This is a genomic window from Modestobacter sp. L9-4 (genome assembly GCF_019112525.1).
Lineage (GTDB): Bacteria > Actinomycetota > Actinomycetes > Mycobacteriales > Geodermatophilaceae > Modestobacter.
Map to the genome: position 1 here is coordinate 2,737,117 of NZ_CP077800.1, position 18,428 is coordinate 2,755,544.

Consider the following 18,428-nt stretch of genomic DNA (forward strand, 5'->3'; position numbering starts at 1 on the left):
AGTGGTCAGCGGCGCAGCCGGCCGGCCGCGGCGACCGCCGCCGCCGTGGTCCACACCGCCCGGGAGAGGCGGACCGCCCGGACGACGTCCCCGCGCACGGGCGGGCGGCCGTCGCCGAGCACGGGCCGCTCCTCCACCCGGGTGCCGTAGACGTTGCGGCCGCCCAGCCGCAGGTCGAGCGCGCCGGCCAGCGACGCCTCGCAGCGCCCCGCGTTCGGGCTCGGGTGGGCGGCCCCGTCGCGCCGCCACACCCGCCAGGCGCCGGCCGGTGAGCCGCCCGCCAGCGGCGCGGTCAACACGGTGAGGACGGCGGTGAGCCGGGCCGGCACCCAGTTGACGACGTCGTCGAGCCGGGCCGAGGCCCAGCCGAACCGGGCGTACCGCGGTGACCGGTACCCGACCATCGCGTCCAGGGTGTTGACCGCCCGGTAGCCCAGCAGCCCGGGCAGGCCCGCGACGGCTCCCCAGAACAGCGGCGCGACCGCGGCGTCGGAGGTGTTCTCCGCGACCGACTCCACCGTGGCCCGCACCAGCTCGGCCTCGCCCAGACCGCTCGGGTCCCGGCCGGCCAGGGTGGACAGGTGCGCGCGGGCGGCGGGCAGGTCGCCGGCGGACAGGTGCTGCTCCATGGTGGCCGCGGCCCGGCCCAGCGAGGTGCCGCCGAGCACCGCCCAGGTGGCCAGCGCGGTCAACGCCGTCCGGGCCCCCGGCCGGTCCACCGTCAGCCGGGACGCAGCCAGCCCCAGCGCGACCGCCGTCCCGACGCAGACGCCGGTGTAGGTGACGCCCGCGGCACGGGAGTCGCGCCACATGCGGCGCTCCAGGGCGGCGGCGGCCTGGCCGAACCCGGCGACCGGGTGGCCGCGCCGGGGGTCGGCGAGCAGCAGGTCGGCGACGGCGCCGAGGGCCAGGCCGGCGGCGGTCGACAGCCCTCGGGCGGCGGCAGTGGACATCGGCGGCCACGGTAGGGCAGCCGCGCGACCCTAGGATCAGCGGTCATGCGCCTGCCCGGCCGTTACGACGGCGTCGCCCGCCCGATCGTCACCTACGGCAGCAACCCCGTGCTGCACCGCCCGTGTGCACCGGTCACCGAGTTCGACCGCGACCTGCGGCACCTCGTGCTGGACATGTTCGCCAGCATGGCCGCCGCCGACGGCGTGGGGCTGGCGGCCAACCAGATCGGCGTGGACGCCCGCGTGTTCGTCATCGACTGCCCGGACGCCGACGGTGAGGACGTCGTCGGCCTGGTGGTCAACCCGGTGCTGACGGTCCTCGACCCGGTGGACGGCGAGCCCGCGGTGGAGGTCACCGAGGAGGGCTGCCTGTCGGTGCCCGGCCCCTACGCCGAGCTGGAGCGTGCCTTCCGCGCCCGGGTCGACGGCGTCGACGTGCACGGCGACCCGGTGTCGATCGAGGCGACCGGCATGGCGGCCCGCTGCCTGCAGCACGAGGTCGACCACCTGAACGGCACGGTCTACGTCGACCTGCTGCCCGCCGAGCAGCGCGAGCTGCTGCTGGCCGAGGCCGCCGGCCCCGAGGGCGAGCTGCCCGCGTGAGCAGCCTGGTCCCCATCCGCCCCCGGTCCCGGGCATGAGCGCGCCGGAGGGGTGGACCGTCACGGTCGTCGGCATCGGCGCCGACGGGTGGGACGGGCTGTCCCCGGCGGCCCGGCGGGCGGTCGAGGGCGCCGAGGTGCTGCGCGGCAGCGGCCGCCAGCTGTCCCTGGTCCCGGAAGGCGTCGCCGCCGAGCGGGTGCCCTGGCCCTCCCCGATGGCGGTGGCGGTGCGCGAGCTGCCCGAGGCGCACCCCGGCCGCCGCGTCGTCGTCCTGGCCAGTGGTGACCCGATGTACTCCGGGATCGGCACCACGCTGGTGCGCTGGTTCGGCGCGGCGGCGGTCGACGTCGTCCCGCACCCGTCCTCGGTGACCTGGGCGTGCTCCCGGATGGGCTGGTCGGTCGAGGAGACCACCGTCGTCTCGGTGGTCTGGAAGCCGGTCGAGCTGCTGGCCGCCCAGGTGTCCCCGGGCCGCCGGCTGCTGGTGCTCGGCGCCGACGGCACCACCCCCGCCGAGGTCGCCCGCCGGCTCACCGACTGGGGGTACGGCGCCAGCCGGCTCACCGCGCTGTCCCAGCTCGGCGGCCCCACCGAGCAGCGGGCCACCGGGACGGCGGCCGCCTGGCCGCACGCGCAGACCGACCCGCTCACGATCACCGCGGTCGAGGCGGTCGCCGACCCCGGCACCGTGCCGCTGTCCACCGTCCCGGGGCTGCCCGACGACGCGTACCGCAACGACGGGCAGCTGACCAAGCGCGACGTCCGCGCGGTGACGCTGTCGCGGCTGGTGCCGCTGCCCGGTCAGCTGCTCTGGGACGTCGGCGCCGGCGCGGGCTCGATCGGCATCGAGTGGATGCGGGTGCACCCCTCGTGCCGCGCGGTCGCCGTCGAGTCCGACCCCGAGCGTGCGCACCGGATCGGGCAGAACGCCGCCCGGCTCGGCGTCCCGGGCCTGCAGGTGGTGCGCGGCCGGGCACCGGAGGCCCTCGGTGACCTGCCCGCCCCGGACGCGGTCTTCGTCGGTGGCGGCGCGACCGTCCCCGGCGTGCTGGAGAACTGCTGGGACGCCCTGCTCCCCGGTGGCCGGCTCGTGGTGAACGCGGTGACCGTGGAGAGCGAGGGCGTGCTCGCGCAGTGGCAGACGCGGGTCGGCGGCTCACTGACCCGGTTGCAGGTGGCGCAGGCCGCCCCGGTCGGCGGCTTCACCGGCTGGCGGCCGGCCATGCCCGTGACGATCTGGAGCGTGACCCGGTGACCGTGCACTTCATCGGCGCCGGCCCCGGCGCGGCCGACCTGGTCACCGTGCGGGCGGCCCTGCTGATCGCGTCGGCGCCCGTCTGCCTCTACGCCGGGGCGCTGGTGCCGCGCGAGCTGCTGGACACCGCCCCCGCCGGCGCCCGGCTCGTCGACACCGCCGACCTCGACCTGGACCAGATCACCGCGGAGCTGGTCACCGCGCACGCCGCCGGCCTGGACGTCGCCCGGCTGCACTCCGGCGACCCGTCGGTCTACAGCGCGATGGCCGAGCAGATGCGCCGGCTCGACGCCGCCGGGGTGCCCTACGACGTCGTCCCGGGGGTGCCGGCGTTCGCCGCCGCGGCCGCCTCGCTCAAGCGCGAGCTGACCGTGCCGGGGGTGGCGCAGACCGTCGTCCTCACCCGGACGTCGGCGCGGTCCACGCCGATGCCGCCGGGGGAGGAGTTGGCCGGCTACGCCGCCACCGGCGCCACGCTGGTGCTGCACCTGGCCGTGCAGCGCCTGGACGTCCTGGCTCCCGAGCTGGCCGCCCACTACGGCGCGGACTGCCCGGTGGCGGTGGTCGCCAGGGCCAGCCGGGACGACGAGCTGGTGCTGCGCGGCACGCTGGCCGACATCGCCGCGCAGGTGGCCGAGGCCGGCGTCCGGCGCACGGCGGTCGTGATCGTCGGCCGCGCGCTCACCGCGGACCAGTTCCCCGACAGCCACCTGTACTCGACGACCCGGGACCGCCTGAGTGGAGTGGATACGTCGGCGTGAGCGCGACGGGTCCACTCCGCCTAGGCGCGGCCGACGATGACGCCGGCGCGGTCGATGACCACGACGTCGACCTCGACCGGGGCGCCGAGCAGCACGCCCTCGGCGGTGCGCCGCGCGCCGGCGGCGACCAGGTCGCCCAGCGGGAGGCCGGCGGCCTGGCTCTGCCGCAGCGCGTCCAGGGCGGTGTTGGCCTCGCGGACGCCCTCGACCAGCGCCGCGTCGCCCCCGGCGCCGGCGACCAGGTCGGCCAGCGCGGCGAAGGAGACCTGCGAGCGGCCGGAGTGCAGGTCCAGGTGGCCCTCGGCGAGCTTGGCCAGCTTGCCGATGCCGCCGGCCACGGTCAGCCGCGGCACCGGGTGGCGGCGCAGGTACTTCAGCACCGCGCCGGCGAAGTCGCCCATGTCGAGCAGGGCGTCCTCGGGCAGGTCGTAGAGCTCCTGGGCGACCCGCTCGCTGGTCGACCCGGTGGCCCCGGCCACGTGCTCGCGCCCCGCGGCCCGGGCGACGTCGATGCCGCGGCGGATCGAGTCGATCCACGACGAGCAGGAGTACGGGACGACGACCCCCGTGGTCCCGAGGACCGACAGCCCGCCGAGGATGCCCAGCCGCGGGTTCCAGGTCTTGCGCGCCAGCTCGGCACCGTCGGCGATGGAGATCTCGACGAGCACGTCGCCGGTGCCACCGTGCCGGGCGGCGACCGCGGCGACGTGCGCGCTCATGAACTGCCGCGGCATCGGGTTGATCGCCGGCTCGCCGACGGCCAGCGGCAGGCCGGGCTTGGTCACCGTGCCCACGCCCTCGCCGGCCCGGAAGACCACGCCGCTGCCCGGCTCGCCGAGCACCACCCGGGCGGAGACCAGCGCGCCGTGGGTGACGTCGGGGTCGTCACCGGCGTCCTTGACGATGCCGACGGTGGCCTCGCCTGCGCCGAGGGACTCCCGGGCGAGCGCGAAGGCCGGGTGATTGTCGTGCGGCAGGTCGATGGTCACCGGGTCGGGGAACTCGCCGGTGAGGAGTGCGGTGTAGGCCGCGGTGGTGGCCGCGGTCGCGCAGGCGCCCGTCGTCCAGCCGTGCCGCAGCCCCGCGCTGCCGTCCCTGCTCACCCGTGCTCCTCGCTGGCGCTGGTCGCCCGCCTCCGCGGGGCTGCGGTGCCCCCTGATGAGCTCGCGAGCCCGCTCATCCTGCCCATGGTGCACGCGTGACCGGCCAGGTGGTGGTGCTGGGCGGCACCGGCGAGGCCCGGGCACTCGCCGCGGCGCTGCTGGCCGAGGGTGTGGACGTGCTCTCCAGCCTCGCCGGGCGCACCGCCGACCCGGTGCTGCCGGAGGGGCCGGTGCGGGTCGGCGGGTTCGGCGGTGCCGAAGGACTGGCCGCGTGGCTGGCCGAGCACCGGCCGCGGGCCGTCGTCGACGCCACCCACCCCTTCGCCGCGCAGATCACCGCCTCGGCGGCCACCGCGGCGGCCGCGCACGGGACCCCGCTCCTCCGGTTGCAGCGGCCCGGCTGGAGCCCCGGGCCGGACGACGACTGGCGGTACGTCGACTCGCTGGCCGCCGCTGCGGAGGCGGTCGCCGGCTTCGCGAGCGTCTTCCTCACCACCGGCCGGCAGGGCGTCGCCGCGTTCGCCGCGCTGCCCGGCCGGGTGTTGGTGCGCGCGGTCGACCCGCCGGACTCCCCGCTGCCCGCGGGCGCCACGCTGCTGCTGGACCGCGGTCCGTTCGGCGTCGCCGACGAGCTGGCGCTGATGCGCGAGCACGCGGTGGACGTCGTCGTCACCAAGGACTCCGGCGGTCACCTCACCGAGGCGAAGCTGACCGCCGCCCGCGAGCTGGGGCTGCCGGTGGTGCTGGTCCGCCGTCCGCCGCTGCCACCGGGGGTCGAGACGGTGGCGACCGTCGCCGACGCGCTGGCCTGGGTGCGGGCTCAGGCCGCCGGATGACGCGTGAAGGCCCAGGCGGTGACCCAGACGGTGCCGACGGTGAGCACCAACGCGCCGGGCACGTGCGCGCCCATGTTGCCGGCGTCGCCGACCGCGGCCTGGACGAAGCCGGCCACGAAGACGGCGGCGGACACGACCACCGGCCACCGCGCGCCCCCGGCGCGGGCGTGCAGCGCGGTGGCGACCACGAGCAGCAGCCCGACGACGTGCAGCGCGATCGCGCCGGCGGCGTGGCCGTCGCGGGCGCCGTGGTGGGCCAGCATCTGGCCGGCGGTCACGAACTGGACGAGCAGCACGACCACCGACAGCGCGGCGCCGGCCTGGACGGCGCGGATGGTGCCGGCGCTGCGGGTGGGCAGGGGAGCGGTCCGGGTCATCGTGGTCCCTCCGAGGGGGTCAACTGCTTGAGACTTCATGGAACCATCTCGACCGCCGGCGGGGAAGGGCCCGGCCGGCTGGTGCTCTTCGACCTCGACGGCACGCTGGTCGACTCGACGCCGGGCATCTGGGCCTCCATCCGGGTCGCCGCCACGGAGCTGGGCCTGCCCGCGCCGACGCCCGCCCAGCTGACGGCGATGGTCGGGCCGCCGCTCGAGGAGGGCTTCGCCGGCGCCCTCGGGCTGACCGGCGCGGACGTCGACCGGGCCGTGCTCGCCTACCGTGCGCACTACGCGGCCGGGGCGGTGCTCGACGCCACCGTCTACCCGGGCATCCCGCAGCTGCTGGCCGCCCTGCGCGCCGACGGAGCGGTGCTCGCCGTGGCGACGAGCAAGCCCGAGCCGTTCGCCGTCCGGGTGCTGGAGCACCTGGGGCTGCTCGCCGCCTTCGACAGCGTCCACGGCGCGACGATGGACGGCACGGTGCGGCACAAGGAACAGGTCGTCGCCGCCGCACTGGCCGCGCACCCGGACGGCGCGCGACCGGTGCTGATCGGCGACCGGCTGCACGACGTGCTGGGCGCCCGGGCGCACGGCCTGCCCTGCATCGGCGCCGGCTGGGGCCCCGCACCCGCCGGTGAGCTCGAGGCCGCGGGCGCGGTGGCCGTCGCGGCCACCCCGGCCGAGGTCCTGGCGGTGCTCGCCCGCACCTGACCGGACCCGGGAGGCAGCGCCCGGGCCCGCCCTGGTGACCGCCGGGGACGAGGACCGGCTGACGGTGCGGTCCGCCGTGCTGCCCGGACCGCGGCGGACTGTCGTACCCCCGGGGCACAGTGGTGCGCAGGGTGCCGTGGCAGGGGCGAGTCGCGAGGGAGAACGCAGTGATCGGTGAACGTCGGGCGACCGACCTCGACCAGCAGGACCTGGAGAGCGCGCTGCTGCGGGCCGCGGTGGGCGACTACGGGCTCGAGGCGGCGGTGCTGCTGCTGGTGAACTCGGGCACCTGGCTGCCGCAGCTGCAGGCGGCCGGGCTGGTGTCGATCGCGCTGGACGGCGACGCGGTCGACGGCGGCCCCTGGGCGGCCGTGCAGTGGGGCGACCTCGACGGTGCGCTGCGCGCGGGCCGGATCAGCGGCACCGGTGGGCAGCGCCGCCTGCTGCGCGCCGCGGCAGGCCTGGCCGAGGGGCAGCCGGTCGACCTGGCCGACCTCACCGCCGGCCTCGACCGGGGCGAGCTGGCCCTGCTGCTGGCCGCGCTGGCCCACGCCGCGGGCAGCCACGAGCACCATGACGTCGTCCGCGACGACGACGGGGTGCCGCACGACGGTGCCCTGCTGGGCCCGGTCGTAGCCTGGCCGTTGCGCGACTGACCGGGGCGACCGACGGGCACCACCGGTGGGCGTGACCCGGTCGGAGGGGTGAGCGACGCCCTTCCTGGGCACGATCATCAGATGACCAGCACGGCCGAGACACGGCTGCCCGACGCCCTGCAGCAGTTGCGTGACCGGGTCGCCGCTGCGCCGCTCGGCCTGGCCACCCAGAACCGGGACGAGGCCGCCCGCACCGCGCGCGCCGTGGTCGACCAGGTCGACGACTACCTGCTGCCCCGGCTGCGCGACCTGGACGCCCCGCTGCTCACCGTCGTCGGCGGCTCCACCGGTGCCGGCAAGTCCACGTTGGTCAACAGCGTCCTGCAGGCCCGGGTCACCACCCCCGGCGTGCTGCGGCCCACCACCCGGGCTCCGGTGCTGGTCTGCGCCCCGGCCGACCGCGCCGCCTTCGCCGGTGACCGGGTGCTGCCCGGCCTGGCCCGCACCACCGGCGGCGAGGCTGGCCCCGGCGGGCTGCAGCTGGTCGTGCACGACGGGCTGCCCGCGGGTCTGGCGCTCATCGACGCCCCCGACGTCGACTCCGTCGTGGAGGCCAACCGCGACCTGGCCGGCCAGCTGCTGGCCGCCGCCGACCTGTGGGTGTTCGTGACCACCGCGGCCCGCTACGCCGACGCCGTCCCGTGGGACCTGCTGCGCACGGCGCAGGAGCGCGGCACCGCGCTGGCCGTGGTGCTGGACCGGGTGCCGCCCGAGGCCGTGCGCGAGGTGGCCGACGACCTCGCCACCATGCTGACCAAGGCGCGGCTGTCCAGCGCCCGGCTGTTCGTGATCGAGGAGCGCCCGCTGGTCGACGGCTTCCTCCCCGACGACCAGGTGGCGCCGCTGCGCGCCTGGCTGCACGGGCTGGCTGCCGACGCCGAGCAGCGCGCCGCCGTCGTCCGGCAGACCCTCGCGGGTGCGCTGGAGAGCCTGGGCGACCGCGTCGACGTCGTCGTCGCCGGGGTGCGCGAGCAGGAGACCGCGGCGGAGGCGCTGTGGGCCGCGGCCGACGCCTCCTACGCCCGGGCGCGCGCCTCCATCGACGAGGCGGTCGGCAACGGCAGCCTGCTGCGCGGTGAGGTGCTGTCCCGCTGGCAGGAGTTCGTGGGCACCGGCGAGTGGATGCGCAGCCTGCAGGGCCAGGTGGGCCGGCTCCGCGACCGGCTGACCGCGGCGCTCACCGGCCGCCCGGCGCCGGCCGCGGACCTGGCCGGGGCGCTGGAGTCCGGTGTGGAGACGCTGCTGCGCGCCGAGGCAGACCGGGCCGCGGAGAAGACGGTCACCAGCTGGCGCTCGCTGCCCGGCGGCATCGACCTGCTCGACGGCCGGGAGACCGAGCTGGACGGCGTCTCGCCGTCCTTCGCCGGCGCCTCGGCCGACGAGGTGCGGGGCTGGCAGGGGTACGTGCTCGAGCTGGTGCGCGAGGAGGGCGCCGGCAAGCGGTCGCAGGCCCGGTTGCTGTCCTGGGGCGTGAACGGCGCCGGCGCGGTGGTCATGGTCGCCGTCTTCGCCTCCACCGCCGGGCTGTCCGGCATCGAGCTGGCCGTGGCCGGTGGCACGACCGCGGTCGGCCAGCGGGTGCTGGAGGCGGTGTTCGGCGATGCCGCGGTGCGGCAGCTGGCCGCCCGCGCCCGCGCCGACCTGGACGAGCGTGCCGCCCGGCTGCTGGCGGCCGAGCAGTCGCGCTTCGACCAGCTGCTCGACGACGCCGCGCCCGAGCCCGGCACCGACGACGAGCTGCGCGCCGCCGTGGCCGCGCTCGCCGCCGCCCGCAAGGCCTCCGCGTGAGGCTCGGGAAGCGGGAGCAGCTGTCCCTGACCGACCGGCTGGCCGCGCTGCGCGAGGCCGTCGAGGTCGCCGACGGCCGGCTGGAGGTGCCCGAGGTCGGCCAGGCCCGGACGCTGCTGGCCAAGGCCGGGGCCCGCGAGGCGCTCGGCGACGCCACCGTCGTCGCGCTCGCCGGGGCCACCGGCAGCGGCAAGTCCACGCTGTTCAACGCGCTGAGCGGTAGCGAGGTGAGCACCCCCGGCGTCCGCCGCCCGACCACCGGCATCGCGCACGCCAGCGTGTGGGGCGAGCACGGGTCCGACCGGCTGCTGGACTGGCTGCAGGTGCCGCGCCGCAACCGCGTCGAGTCCGGCGACCCGGCGCTCGACGGGCTGGTGCTGCTCGACCTGCCCGACCACGACAGCGTGCGGCTGGAGAACCGGCTGGAGGTCGACCGCCTCGTCGAGCTCGTCGACGTCCTGGTCTGGGTGCTCGACCCGCAGAAGTACGCCGACGCCGCCGTCCACTCCCGCTACCTGGCGCCGCTGGCCGGGCACTCCGGGGTGCTGGTCGTCGTCCTCAACCAGGTCGACCGGCTCGACGAGGCCGCGGCCCGCGCCTGCCTGGCCGACCTGCGCGGGCTGCTGGACCGCGAGGGGCTGGCGTCCACGACGCTGCTGGCCACCGCGGCCCGCACCGGCGCCGGGCTGCCCGAGCTCCGCGCCGAGCTGGCCCGCCGGGTCTCCGCGCGCCGGGCCGCCACCGACCGGCTCGCCGCCGACGCCCGGGCCGCCGCCGGTGCGCTCGCCGCGCACTGCGCGCCCGACGCCGGGGCCGACCGCAGCCGCGACGCCGACGAGCGCGACGGGCTGACCGCGGCGCTGGCCGACGCCGCCGGCGTGCCCGCGGTGGTCGGTGCTGTCGAGCGCTCGGCCCGCCGCCGGGGGACGGCGCACACCGGCTGGCCGGTGCTCCGCTGGACGTCGAAGCTGCGGGCCGACCCGCTGCGTCGGCTGCACCTGGGCAACGAGGACTCGCGCACGTCGCTGCCCCCGGCCGGCGCGGTGCAGCAGGCCGCGCTGGGTGCTGCCCTCCGCCGGGCCCGGGACGCCGCCGGGCAGGGGCTGCCGCAGGCGTGGCGCGACGAGCTGCGGCGCACCGCGGAGGTGTCGGAGGGCCGGCTGGCCGACGACCTCGACCGCGCCGTGGCCGGCACCGACCTCGGCCCGGACCGGACGCCGCTGTGGCAGCGCGCGGTCGGCGGGCTGCAGTGGGTGCTGATGGTCGTCGCGCTGGCCGGGGCGCTGTGGCTGCTCGGCCTGGTCGGGCTCGGGCTCTTGCAGCTGGACGACGTCGTGCCGCTGCCCCGGGTCGAGGGCATCCCGCTGCCCACGCTGCTGCTGGTCGGCGGCCTGCTGGCCGGGTTGCTGCTGGCGCTGGTGGCCCGGCCGCTGGTCGCGATGGGCGCGCGTCGCCGGGCCCGGCAGGTCAGACGCCGGTTGCTCGAGCGGGTCGGCGAGGTGGCCGACGCGCAGGTGGTCGAGCCGCTCAGCGAGGCCCGCGCCGACCACGGCCGGTTCTGCGCGGCGGTGACCCGGGCCGGCAGCTGACGGCTGAGGCCCGACCCGTCGGCCGGACCGGGGTGGTGGGGACGCTCGTGCTCTGCTGCCGTGACGTCAGCAGAGCACGAGCGCGCCGAGCAGCACCTGGTCGCGGCCCCGGAGCGTGCCGGCCGCGTCCCGTCGAGGGGTCGCGGGATCTCGTGCTCTGCTCACCACGGTGAGCAGAGCGCGAGGTCGGGCAGGGTGACCTGCCCGACCGGTCAGTGCGCCGACTGCGAGGCCCGCTCGGCGCGGGCGGGCTGCGGCGCCGGAGCGGCGTCGGCCACGGGGTGGCGGGCGTGCAACACCAGCCCGGCCACGGCCAGCAGCGCCAGCACGATGACCCCGGCGCCGTAGACCTGCGCGGTCCGCTCCAGCCCGATGTGCCCGGCGGCGATGCCCGCGGCGATCGCCGGCAGGCTGAACCCCAGGTAGCTGGCGGTGAAGACCGCGGCCAGCAGCCCGGCCCGGGCACCCGGCGCGACCCCGCGGGTGACGGTGGACATCGCGCCGAGGAAGGCGCTGCCGAAGCCGAGACCGGACACCACGGCGGCGACGAAGAACAGCGCCAGCGAGCCGGTCGCCAGGGCGGTGATCGTGCCGGCGACCCCACCGGCGAACACCAGCGCGCCGACGACCATCGCCCGGGCCGGGGCCACGCCGCGCATGCCGAGCGAGCCGACCAGACCGGTGCCGTTGAGGGCCAGCACGACCAGGCTGCCGACCAGGTGGTCCTGCACGCCGTAGACGCCGGAGACCAGCGACGGCCCGAGCGAGGCGTACAGCCCACCGAGCGCCCACGTGGCGATGAGGCAGGGCAGCACGACGACGAACGCCCGGCGCTGGGCCGGCGGCACGTGCACGCTGGGCCGCAGCGAGGCCAGCGCCCCCGGCGTCCGGGGGGAGGTCTCGGGCAGGAACACCAGCACGCCGACCGCGGCGACCAGGCACAGCACGGTGAGGGCGCCGAACACCCAGTCCGTCGGCGCGGGCAGCCACTCGACGGCCATGCCGGCGCCGACCGCGCCCAGCGACAGCCCGAAGCCCGGGGCGGCGGAGTTCACCAGCGGGCCCAGCGGCTTCTCCGCCCGCTGCAGGTCCAGCAGTGCGGCCCCGAACGCGCCGGTCATCGCGCCGGTCGCCAGCCCCTGCACGACCCGGGCGGCCAGCAGCCAGCCCACGCCGTCGGCGGCGAGGAACAGCACCATCGACACCGCCTCCAGCACCAGCGCCCCGGCGAGCACCGGCCGGCGGCCGACGTGGTCGGAGAGACCGCCCACCACCAGCAGGGACACCAGCAGGGCCAGCGCGTAGACGGCGAAGACGACGGTGATCACGCCCGAGCCGAAGCCGAACTGCTCGGCGTAGACCCGGTAGAGCGGCGAGGGCACCCCGGACGCGGCGAGCACGAGGACCAGCAGGACGGTGACCGTCCAGAAGGCAGCAGGACGGCCGAGCTGTCGACGGGGCACGACCCGGTGCAAGCCGCAACGGACCCCCGGTGTTCCCCGGGGAGGCCATGTCGGCGGACACGGCCCCCGGAGGCCTCAGCCGGGGTAGCGGCGGGAGGTGAAGACCCGGCCGGCGGCGGTGACCTGGGTCTGCGTGGAGCCGATGAGCACCAGGCAGCGCATGTCGACCGTCTCGGGGTCGAGCTCGCCGAGGGTGGTGACGGTGACCGTCTCCTCCGGGCCGCCGACGTCCCGGCCGACGACCACCACCGTCTCCGGCTTCCGCACCTCGAGCAGGGCCTGCAGCGCCTCGCCCAGCTGGTGCGGCCGGGCCTTGGACCGCGGGTTGTACAGCGCCAGGACCAGGTCCGCCGACGCGGCAGCCCGCAGCCGGTCCAGGACGACGTCCCAGGGCTTGAGGACGTCGGACAGCGAGATGACCGCGAAGTCGTGGCCGAGCGGCGCCCCGACCCGGGAGGCGACCGCCTGCGCCGCGGTCAGCCCGGGCAGCACCCGCACCTCGACGTCGGCGTACTCGGGCTGGGCGGCCACCTCGAGCACGGCCGCGGCCATCGCGAAGACGCCCGGGTCGCCGCTGGAGACCACCGCCACCCGCCGCCCGGACTGCGCCAGCTGCAGAGCGTGCGCGGCCCGTTCGGCCTCGACCCGGTTGTCGCTGGGGTACCGGGTCTGCCGCGGGTTGGCCGGCACCCGGTCCAGGTAGGGGCCGTAGCCGACCAGGTCGTCGGCGCCGGCCAGGGCCTCGGCGGCCTCGGGCGTGGTCCAGCTGCGCTGCCCGGGGCCCAGCCCCACCACGACGACCTCGCCGGGGTGGGCGTCTCGTCGTCCTCGGCGAGGCCGGGGTGGTTGCCCGGGCCGGTCAGCTCGCTGGGCAGCAGTGCCAGGGAGAAGTAGGGCACCGTGTCGGGGTCGACCTCGGCCAGCGGCAGGATGCGCTGCCGGTCAGTGGTCGCCCGCTCCACGTAGAAGGCACGCTCCAGCAGGCCGGCGGTGTCGAAGGCCTCCCGCACGTTGCGGAACGTGCGGCCCAGCTTCATCACCGCGGCCGAGTCGGTGGTCGCCAGCCACTCGGCGAGCTCGTCGGGCGGCAGGGTGCCGGGCAGCACGGTGAGCACCTCGTCGCGCTCCACCAGCGGGCGGCCCAGCACCGCGGCGGCGCCGCTGACGCTGGTCACGCCGGGCACCACCTCGGTCGGGTACCGGTGGGCGAGCCGCTTGTGCATGTGCATGTAGGACCCGTAGAAGAACGGGTCGCCCTCGGCCAGCACGACGACGTCGCGGCCGGCGTCCAGGTGGGCGGCCAGCCTCGCCGCGGCGGCCTCGTAGAACTCGTCGATCGCGCCCTGGTAACCGCCGGGGTGGTCGGTGGTCTCGGTGGTGACCGGGTAGACCAGCAGCTCCTCGACCTGGCCCTCGCGCAGGTAGGGCGCAGCGAGCGCGCGGGCGACCGAGCGCCCGTGCTGGGCGGCGTGGAAGGCCACGACGTCGGCGGCACCGATCAGCCGCGCGGCCTTGACCGTCACCAGCTCCGGGTCCCCGGGCCCCAGCCCGACCCCGTACAGACGACCGGTCACTCGACGGTGCTCGCGATCGCGTTGACGGCGGCGGCGGTGATCGCACTGCCGCCGCGGCGGCCGCGGACGACGAGGAACTCCAGGTCGGCCTCGGCCAGGGCGTCCTTGGACTCCACCGCGCCGATGAAGCCCACCGGGATGCCGATGACCGCGGCCGGGCGGGGTGCGCCGTCGCGGACCATCTCCAGCAGGTGGAACAGCGCGGTGGGCGCGTTGCCGATCGCGACCACGGCGCCGTCGAGCCGGTCGCCCCACAGGTGCATCGCCGCGGCGGTGCGGGTGGTGCCCAGCTCGCGGGCCAGCTGCGGCGTGCGCGGGTCGTTGAGGGTGCAGACCACGTCGTTGTCCTTCGGCAGCCGCTTGCGGGTCACGCCGGAGGCCACCATCTGCACGTCGCAGAGCACCGGTGCGCCGGCGTCCAGCGCCTCCCGGGCACGCAGCACGACCTCGGGGGAGAAGTCGATGTCGGTGGTCAGGTCGACCTGCCCGGAGGCGTGGATCATCCGGACGGCGACGTCGGCGACGTCGGCGGGGAAGCGCGACAGGTCGGCCTCGGCCCGGATCGTGGCGAAGGAGCGGCGGTAGATCTCCGCGCCGTCGTGCTCGTACTCGTACATCAGCCCTCTTCGATCCGGTAACCGCTGGTCGTGGCGACGACGTCGACCACGTCGCCCTGGGGCCGCCCGCACCGGCGCTCGCAGCCGACCCAGTGCTGACGGGCGCCGCCGGCGGGCAGCGTCCGGGTGGCGACGGCGGACACGGCGTCGGCGCGGACGTCGGCCAGCGACCTCGCGCACCCGCGGCCGGCGCAGGTGGTGACCCGCAGCCAGGGGCTGGCCTCGTCGAAGACCATGCCGGTGCGGAACAGGTCGACGGCGGTGTCGTCGACGGCGTCCTCGGCGAGGTCGGGGACGACGACGCTGCGCCACGGCGTGAGCTGGACCCAGCCGGTGCGGTCGGCCATCAGCTCGGCCTGGGCCGCGGTGAGCCGGCCGAGGGGCAGGACGCCGATGAGCGCCGTCCGCCCGTCTGTCTGGGCGACCGCGCCCACCGGGCCTACGACGGGTGCCGGGGGGACGTCGACCGCGGGCTCGCGGGGGCCGTCGAGGCGGGCGGCGACCCGGGCCGGCCCGTCGGTCAGCTCGGTCACCCGCCAGGCGGTCGAGCCCTGCGCGGCGCGCTCGGCGAGGAAGGCGCGGGCGGCGGCCAGGGCGAGCAGGACGGCGTCGTCCGGACCGGCGCGCAGGCCCGAGTCGGTGCCGCCGACCAGCAGGGCGACCCGGTCGGGGAACAGGGCGAGCAGGCCGACGTCCCCGCCGAGGCCGGCCACGTCGCCGCGGCCGTCGTCGAAGGTGGCCAGGAAACGGCCGGGCAGCTCGGCGAGGGAGGGGTCGGCGCGCAGGCCGGCGTCGAAGAGCAGCACCCAGCGGGCGGCGTCGGCGTGCCCGGCGCCGTCCCGGCCCGACAGCGTGCTGGCCAGGGAGTTGCGGGCGCGTTCGTGGGTGTCGCTGGGCAGCAGCCCGGCGTCGGCGAGCCGGGCACCCAGCAGCTCCTGGGTGCCGGCCTGCAGTCCGCGCAGCTGGAGGTTGCCGCGGCTGGTCAGCTCCAGGTGCCCGTCGCCGAGGTCACGGGCCGCGGCGGCCAGGACGCGCAGCTGCTCGGCGGTCAGCACCCCGCCGGGGACACGGACCCGGGCCAGCTCGCCGTCGGCGGCCGAGTGGGTCTGCAGCGCGCCGGGGCAGGCATCGACGCGGTCGCGCACGGGGGCGACGGCGGAGGGGGCGGGGGAGGACATGGCGCCAGCGAGGTTACGTCCATCCCGCCACCCGGCCGTCGGCCCCGTGGCTCAGCGCAGCGTGGGCTGGTCGTAGGACATCCACACCTCACGCCGGGCGGAGCGGGTGCGCACCTTGGCCATCGCGGCGACCCGGGCCTGCTGGACCTCGGTGGCGCGGTGCTCGATCACGGCCAGCTCGGCCTCCCGCATCGCGCGCTCGGCAGCGGCCTCCTCGGGCGTCTCCGGCTGCTGGGGGCCCTCGTCGATGACGTCGGCACCCTGCTCACCGCGGTAGGGGCTGTCGTCGGGGAGGTTGCCGCTGACCCGGCCGTAGGCGCCCAGGGTGAGCAGCACCAGGCCGGCGCAGATGGAGAAGATGACGTTGGCGACGGAGAAGGCCAGGAAGTTCCAGTCGGTCTCCAGCAGCGCCAGGTTCACCAGCGCCGAGCCGATGAAGAGCACGCCGATCACCAGCATCGTCGTCGACGCGATGCGGGAGCCGCGGAGCGCGGCGACGACCAGCACGGCGGCGGTCACCAGGGAGATGGTCGACAGCAGGCCGTTGGAGGACAGCCCCGCCACACGTGAGCCGTCGGTGGAGAAGTACGCCAGGCCGTTGGCCAGGCCCAGGACGCCGAACGCGGCGATCACCGCGGCGACGACCAGGGCACCGACCCGGTGGACGACGGAGACACGGGTCTTCTCCTCGGCGCTGGAGGAGAGGTGGGGCAGGTGCAGGGTGGGGGTCATCACGTACTCCGGGGGAGGAGCGGGCGCCGAGCCGGTCGGCGTCGGCGGGCGGGCCCTACCCACTTCCGTGGCGCACAACTCAGCGACTCGCCAGAGAAATGTCGTTGCGTGCCGGGACGATCGCGCAGCGTCGCCGGGAACGTCAGCGGCCCCGACGCTGTTGGCGGCCGGTGGAAGGAGCGTCATGACCAACCCCACGCCCCAGCACCACCCCGTCGACCTGCACTCCGAGTACCTGCGCGCCGACCTCTTCCTCGCCGTCGACCAGCCCGTCGAGGCCGCCAGGGTCCTCGTCCCGCTGGTCGAGGCCGAGCCCGCCAACGAGGCCGCCCTCGAGCTGCTGGCCCGCAGCTACTTCCGGTCCGCGCAGCTCACCCGCGCCGAGGAGACCCTCACCCGGCTGGTCGAGCTCGCCCCGGCCAACGGCTGGGCCCGTCGCGCGCTGGCCCGCACGCTCGAGCGGCAGAGTCGGTCACTGGAGGCCGTTCCGCACCACCGCGTGGCCGACGCCCTCGGCGTCGCCTGACGCAGCAGGAGCCCGTGCCCTGCCCCCGGGACGGGGACAGGGCGCGGGCTCCTGTGCAGGACCTGGCAGAGCGCTAGACGACCAGGTTCAGCAGCAGGACGCCGATTAGGCCGACCACCGAGATGATCGTCTCCATCACCGACCAGCTCTTGATGGTCTCCCCGACGGTCATCCCGAAGTACTCCTTGACCAGCCAGAACCCGGCGTCGTTGACGTGGGAGAAGAACAGCGAGCCGGCGCCCACGGCCAGCGCGAGCAGCGCCAGGGTGGGGGAGTCCAGGCCGGCGGCCAGCGGGGCGACGATCCCGGCGGCGGTGATGGTGGCGACCGTCGCCGACCCGGTGGCCAGCCGGATGCCGACGGCGACGAGCCAGCCCAGCAGCAGCGGGGAGAGCGAGGCGCCCTCGGCGGCGTCGCCGATCAGGCCGCTGATGCCGGAGTCGACGAGCAGCTGCTTGAAGCCACCGCCGGCGGCGACGATCAGCAGGATGCCGGCGATGGCCGGCAGTGAGCCGCCCAGGGTGTCGGAGATCTTCTGCCGGCCGAAGCCGACCGCGGTGCCGAGGGTGAACATCGCGACGACGACGCCGATGAGCAGCGCGATCACCGGGGTGCCCAGGATGTTGGAGACCGAGCGCAGCGTGGTGCCGTCGTCGAGGGTGAGCTCGCCGATCGCGCCCAGCGCCATCAGCACGACCGGCAGCAGCACGGTCGCCACGGTCGCGCCGAACGCCGGCTGACGTCGCACGGTGGTGTCGTGCCGTGCGGCGTCACCGGTGTCACCGAGGTCGCGGTCGGCGCCGTCGCCCCCACCGGCCCCCGTCGTCCCGGTCTCCCGGGCGCCGGTCCCGGCGCCCACCAGGGCCGCCGGCGTCGCGACGTGCAGGCGCTTGCTGATCAGCGTGCCGAACACCGGACCGGCCAGGACGACGGCCGGGATGGCCAGGATGAGGCCGAACAGCAGGGTCAGGCCCAGGTTGGCGCCCAGGCTGCTGATCGCGACCAGCGGCCCGGGGTGCGGCGGGATGAACCCGTGCAGCACCGACAGGCCGGCCAGCGCCGGGATGCCCACCCGGAGCACCGGCTGGTTGCTGCGGTGCGCCACCAGCAGCACGATCGGGATCAGCAGGACGACGCCGATCTCGAAGAACAGCGGGATGCCGATCAGCGCCGCGACCCCGCCCATGGCCCACGGCAGCGCCTTCGGGCTGACCCGGTCGACGATCGCGGTGACCACCCGGTCGGCTCCACCGGAGGCGGTGAGCAGCCCACCGATCATGGCGCCCAGGGCGATCAGCAGGCCCACGCTGCCCACCGTCGAGCCGACGCCGGCGGTGAAGCTGGCGACGATGTCCTTGACCGCGACGCCGGCGATGACGCCGAGCACGGCCGAGCCGATGATCAGCGACAGGAACGGGTGGACCTTCAGCACGGTGATCAGCACGACCACCACGGCGATGCCCACGAGCGCGGCCGTGATCAGCAGCGGCGAGCTGCTGGTGTGGCCGACCTCGGCGGCGAGGACGTTCATCGGGCGTGCTCGGGAGGCTCGGCGGTCGTCATGATCAACAGTCTCGGCCCGCGGGGGTGCGCGCGCCAACCGTCGCCCGGCGTGGCGCGCGGTCGGTCGTCCCGACCGGCGTCCGGCGTGGCACGCGGACGACACGCGGCGTCGATCCGCACATTTGCGCTCATGGATTGAC

The 18,428-nt window shown here is 76.4% G+C and carries 18 protein-coding genes and 1 pseudogene; 9 read left to right on the forward strand and 10 right to left on the reverse strand.

Going from position 1 to position 18,428, the window contains the following annotated elements:
* Positions 1 to 5: 5 nt before the first annotated feature.
* Positions 6 to 953 carry a cobalamin biosynthesis protein gene (locus KUM42_RS12880; protein WP_237492858.1) on the reverse strand — a complete coding sequence of 316 codons (948 nt, stop codon included), beginning with the start codon at positions 951 to 953 and terminating at the stop codon, positions 6 to 8.
* A gap of 45 nt (positions 954 to 998) precedes the next feature.
* On the opposite strand from KUM42_RS12880, the gene def reads away from it, so the two are divergent.
* The 3 genes from def to cobM are packed head-to-tail and all read left to right on the forward strand — an operon-like array spanning position 999 to position 3,572.
* On the forward strand, positions 999 to 1,556 hold the full coding sequence (gene def, locus KUM42_RS12885) for a peptide deformylase (RefSeq protein ID WP_237492860.1): 558 nt from the start codon (positions 999 to 1,001) through the stop codon (positions 1,554 to 1,556).
* Positions 1,557 to 1,590: 34 nt separating this feature from the next.
* Positions 1,591 to 2,811, forward strand: coding sequence for a precorrin-6y C5,15-methyltransferase (decarboxylating) subunit CbiE (cbiE, locus tag KUM42_RS12890; protein WP_237492861.1), 1,221 nt, complete (start codon positions 1,591 to 1,593; stop codon positions 2,809 to 2,811).
* Positions 2,808 to 3,572, forward strand: coding sequence for a precorrin-4 C(11)-methyltransferase (gene cobM / locus KUM42_RS12895; RefSeq protein ID WP_237492862.1), 765 nt, complete (start codon positions 2,808 to 2,810; stop codon positions 3,570 to 3,572). The genes cbiE and cobM overlap by 4 nt, the downstream gene beginning before the upstream one ends.
* Before the next feature lie 20 nt (positions 3,573 to 3,592).
* Here the strand turns inward: cobM and KUM42_RS12900 are convergent, their stop codons facing one another.
* Complete coding sequence (locus KUM42_RS12900) at positions 3,593 to 4,675, reverse strand: cobalt-precorrin-5B (C(1))-methyltransferase (RefSeq protein WP_237492864.1); 1,083 nt, start codon at positions 4,673 to 4,675, stop codon at positions 3,593 to 3,595.
* Between the two features lie 95 nt (positions 4,676 to 4,770).
* Here KUM42_RS12900 and KUM42_RS12905 point away from each other — a divergent pair, with 95 nt between their 5' ends.
* Entirely contained in the window at positions 4,771 to 5,511 is a 741-nt protein-coding gene (locus tag KUM42_RS12905; RefSeq protein WP_237492866.1) for a cobalt-precorrin-6A reductase, read from the forward strand.
* Here KUM42_RS12905 and KUM42_RS12910 read toward each other — a convergent pair.
* Positions 5,496 to 5,888: a hypothetical protein gene (locus tag KUM42_RS12910; RefSeq protein ID WP_237492868.1), complete on the reverse strand. Its 393-nt coding sequence runs from the start codon at positions 5,886 to 5,888 to the stop codon at positions 5,496 to 5,498. The two genes, KUM42_RS12905 and KUM42_RS12910, sit on opposite strands and share 16 nt — an antisense overlap.
* A gap of 27 nt (positions 5,889 to 5,915) precedes the next feature.
* On the opposite strand from KUM42_RS12910, the gene KUM42_RS12915 reads away from it, so the two are divergent.
* The 4 genes from KUM42_RS12915 to KUM42_RS12930 all read left to right on the forward strand — a co-directional run bounded on the left by KUM42_RS12915 (position 5,916) and on the right by KUM42_RS12930 (position 10,635).
* On the forward strand, positions 5,916 to 6,602 hold the full coding sequence (locus KUM42_RS12915; protein ID WP_237492869.1) for an HAD hydrolase-like protein: 687 nt from the start codon (positions 5,916 to 5,918) through the stop codon (positions 6,600 to 6,602).
* 167 nt (positions 6,603 to 6,769) lie between these two features.
* Positions 6,770 to 7,258, forward strand: a complete 489-nt coding sequence (locus tag KUM42_RS12920; protein ID WP_237492871.1) for a hypothetical protein — start codon at positions 6,770 to 6,772, stop codon at positions 7,256 to 7,258.
* 81 nt (positions 7,259 to 7,339) lie between these two features.
* Positions 7,340 to 9,046 carry a GTPase domain-containing protein gene (locus KUM42_RS12925; RefSeq protein WP_237492873.1) on the forward strand — a complete coding sequence of 569 codons (1,707 nt, stop codon included), beginning with the start codon at positions 7,340 to 7,342 and terminating at the stop codon, positions 9,044 to 9,046.
* Positions 9,043 to 10,635, forward strand: a complete 1,593-nt coding sequence (locus KUM42_RS12930) for a YfjP family GTPase (RefSeq protein ID WP_237492875.1) — start codon at positions 9,043 to 9,045, stop codon at positions 10,633 to 10,635. The genes KUM42_RS12925 and KUM42_RS12930 overlap by 4 nt, the downstream gene beginning before the upstream one ends.
* Before the next feature lie 212 nt (positions 10,636 to 10,847).
* Here KUM42_RS12930 and KUM42_RS12935 read toward each other — a convergent pair whose 3' ends face one another.
* The 6 genes and pseudogenes from KUM42_RS12935 to KUM42_RS12960 all read right to left on the reverse strand — a co-directional run bounded on the left by KUM42_RS12935 (position 10,848) and on the right by KUM42_RS12960 (position 16,199).
* Entirely contained in the window at positions 10,848 to 12,098 is a 1,251-nt protein-coding gene (locus KUM42_RS12935; protein WP_237492876.1) for an MFS transporter, read from the reverse strand.
* Positions 12,099 to 12,173: 75 nt separating this feature from the next.
* Positions 12,174 to 12,893, reverse strand: coding sequence for a precorrin-3B C(17)-methyltransferase (cobJ, locus tag KUM42_RS12940; RefSeq protein ID WP_370629313.1), 720 nt, complete (start codon positions 12,891 to 12,893; stop codon positions 12,174 to 12,176).
* A 128-nt stretch (positions 12,894 to 13,021) separates the two neighbouring features.
* Positions 13,022 to 13,672, reverse strand: a pseudogene (locus KUM42_RS12945) (precorrin-2 C(20)-methyltransferase); the annotation flags it as partial.
* Positions 13,669 to 14,289, reverse strand: a complete 621-nt coding sequence (locus KUM42_RS12950) for a precorrin-8X methylmutase (protein WP_237492880.1) — start codon at positions 14,287 to 14,289, stop codon at positions 13,669 to 13,671. The pseudogene KUM42_RS12945 and the gene KUM42_RS12950, both read right to left, overlap by 4 nt.
* The gene (locus KUM42_RS12955) at positions 14,289 to 15,467 is read right to left on the reverse strand and encodes a precorrin-3B synthase (RefSeq protein WP_237492882.1); all 1,179 of its coding nucleotides are present in this window, start codon (positions 15,465 to 15,467) and stop codon (positions 14,289 to 14,291) included. Before KUM42_RS12955 ends, KUM42_RS12950 begins: the two co-directional genes overlap by 1 nt.
* Positions 15,468 to 15,518: 51 nt before the next feature.
* Positions 15,519 to 16,199 carry a DUF4383 domain-containing protein gene (locus tag KUM42_RS12960; protein WP_237492884.1) on the reverse strand — a complete coding sequence of 227 codons (681 nt, stop codon included), beginning with the start codon at positions 16,197 to 16,199 and terminating at the stop codon, positions 15,519 to 15,521.
* 184 nt (positions 16,200 to 16,383) lie between these two features.
* On the opposite strand from KUM42_RS12960, the gene KUM42_RS12965 reads away from it, so the two are divergent.
* Entirely contained in the window at positions 16,384 to 16,725 is a 342-nt protein-coding gene (locus KUM42_RS12965; protein ID WP_237492886.1) for a M48 family metallopeptidase, read from the forward strand.
* A gap of 73 nt (positions 16,726 to 16,798) precedes the next feature.
* Here the strand turns inward: KUM42_RS12965 and KUM42_RS12970 are convergent, their stop codons facing one another.
* A complete protein-coding gene (locus tag KUM42_RS12970; RefSeq protein WP_237492887.1) occupies positions 16,799 to 18,256 on the reverse strand; it encodes a gluconate:H+ symporter in 1,458 nt (485 codons plus the stop codon).
* Positions 18,257 to 18,428 lie beyond the last annotated feature (172 nt).

What these genes read in the sequence shown, in the direction of transcription:
- KUM42_RS12910 (WP_237492868.1), bottom strand. Translation starts at nt 5,888, where the DNA reads ATGACCCGGACCGCTCCCCTGCCCACCCGCAGCGCCGGCACCATCCGC.
- KUM42_RS12960 (WP_237492884.1), bottom strand. Translation starts at nt 16,199, where the DNA reads ATGACCCCCACCCTGCACCTGCCCCACCTCTCCTCCAGCGCCGAGGAG.
- cbiE (WP_237492861.1), top strand. Translation starts at nt 1,591, where the DNA reads ATGAGCGCGCCGGAGGGGTGGACCGTCACGGTCGTCGGCATCGGCGCC.
- def (WP_237492860.1), top strand. Translation starts at nt 999, where the DNA reads ATGCGCCTGCCCGGCCGTTACGACGGCGTCGCCCGCCCGATCGTCACC.
- KUM42_RS12925 (WP_237492873.1), top strand. Translation starts at nt 7,340, where the DNA reads ATGACCAGCACGGCCGAGACACGGCTGCCCGACGCCCTGCAGCAGTTG.
- KUM42_RS12880 (WP_237492858.1), bottom strand. Translation starts at nt 953, where the DNA reads ATGTCCACTGCCGCCGCCCGAGGGCTGTCGACCGCCGCCGGCCTGGCC.
- KUM42_RS12965 (WP_237492886.1), top strand. Translation starts at nt 16,384, where the DNA reads ATGACCAACCCCACGCCCCAGCACCACCCCGTCGACCTGCACTCCGAG.
- KUM42_RS12950 (WP_237492880.1), bottom strand. Translation starts at nt 14,289, where the DNA reads ATGTACGAGTACGAGCACGACGGCGCGGAGATCTACCGCCGCTCCTTC.
- KUM42_RS12955 (WP_237492882.1), bottom strand. Translation starts at nt 15,467, where the DNA reads ATGTCCTCCCCCGCCCCCTCCGCCGTCGCCCCCGTGCGCGACCGCGTC.
- KUM42_RS12970 (WP_237492887.1), bottom strand. Translation starts at nt 18,256, where the DNA reads ATGAACGTCCTCGCCGCCGAGGTCGGCCACACCAGCAGCTCGCCGCTG.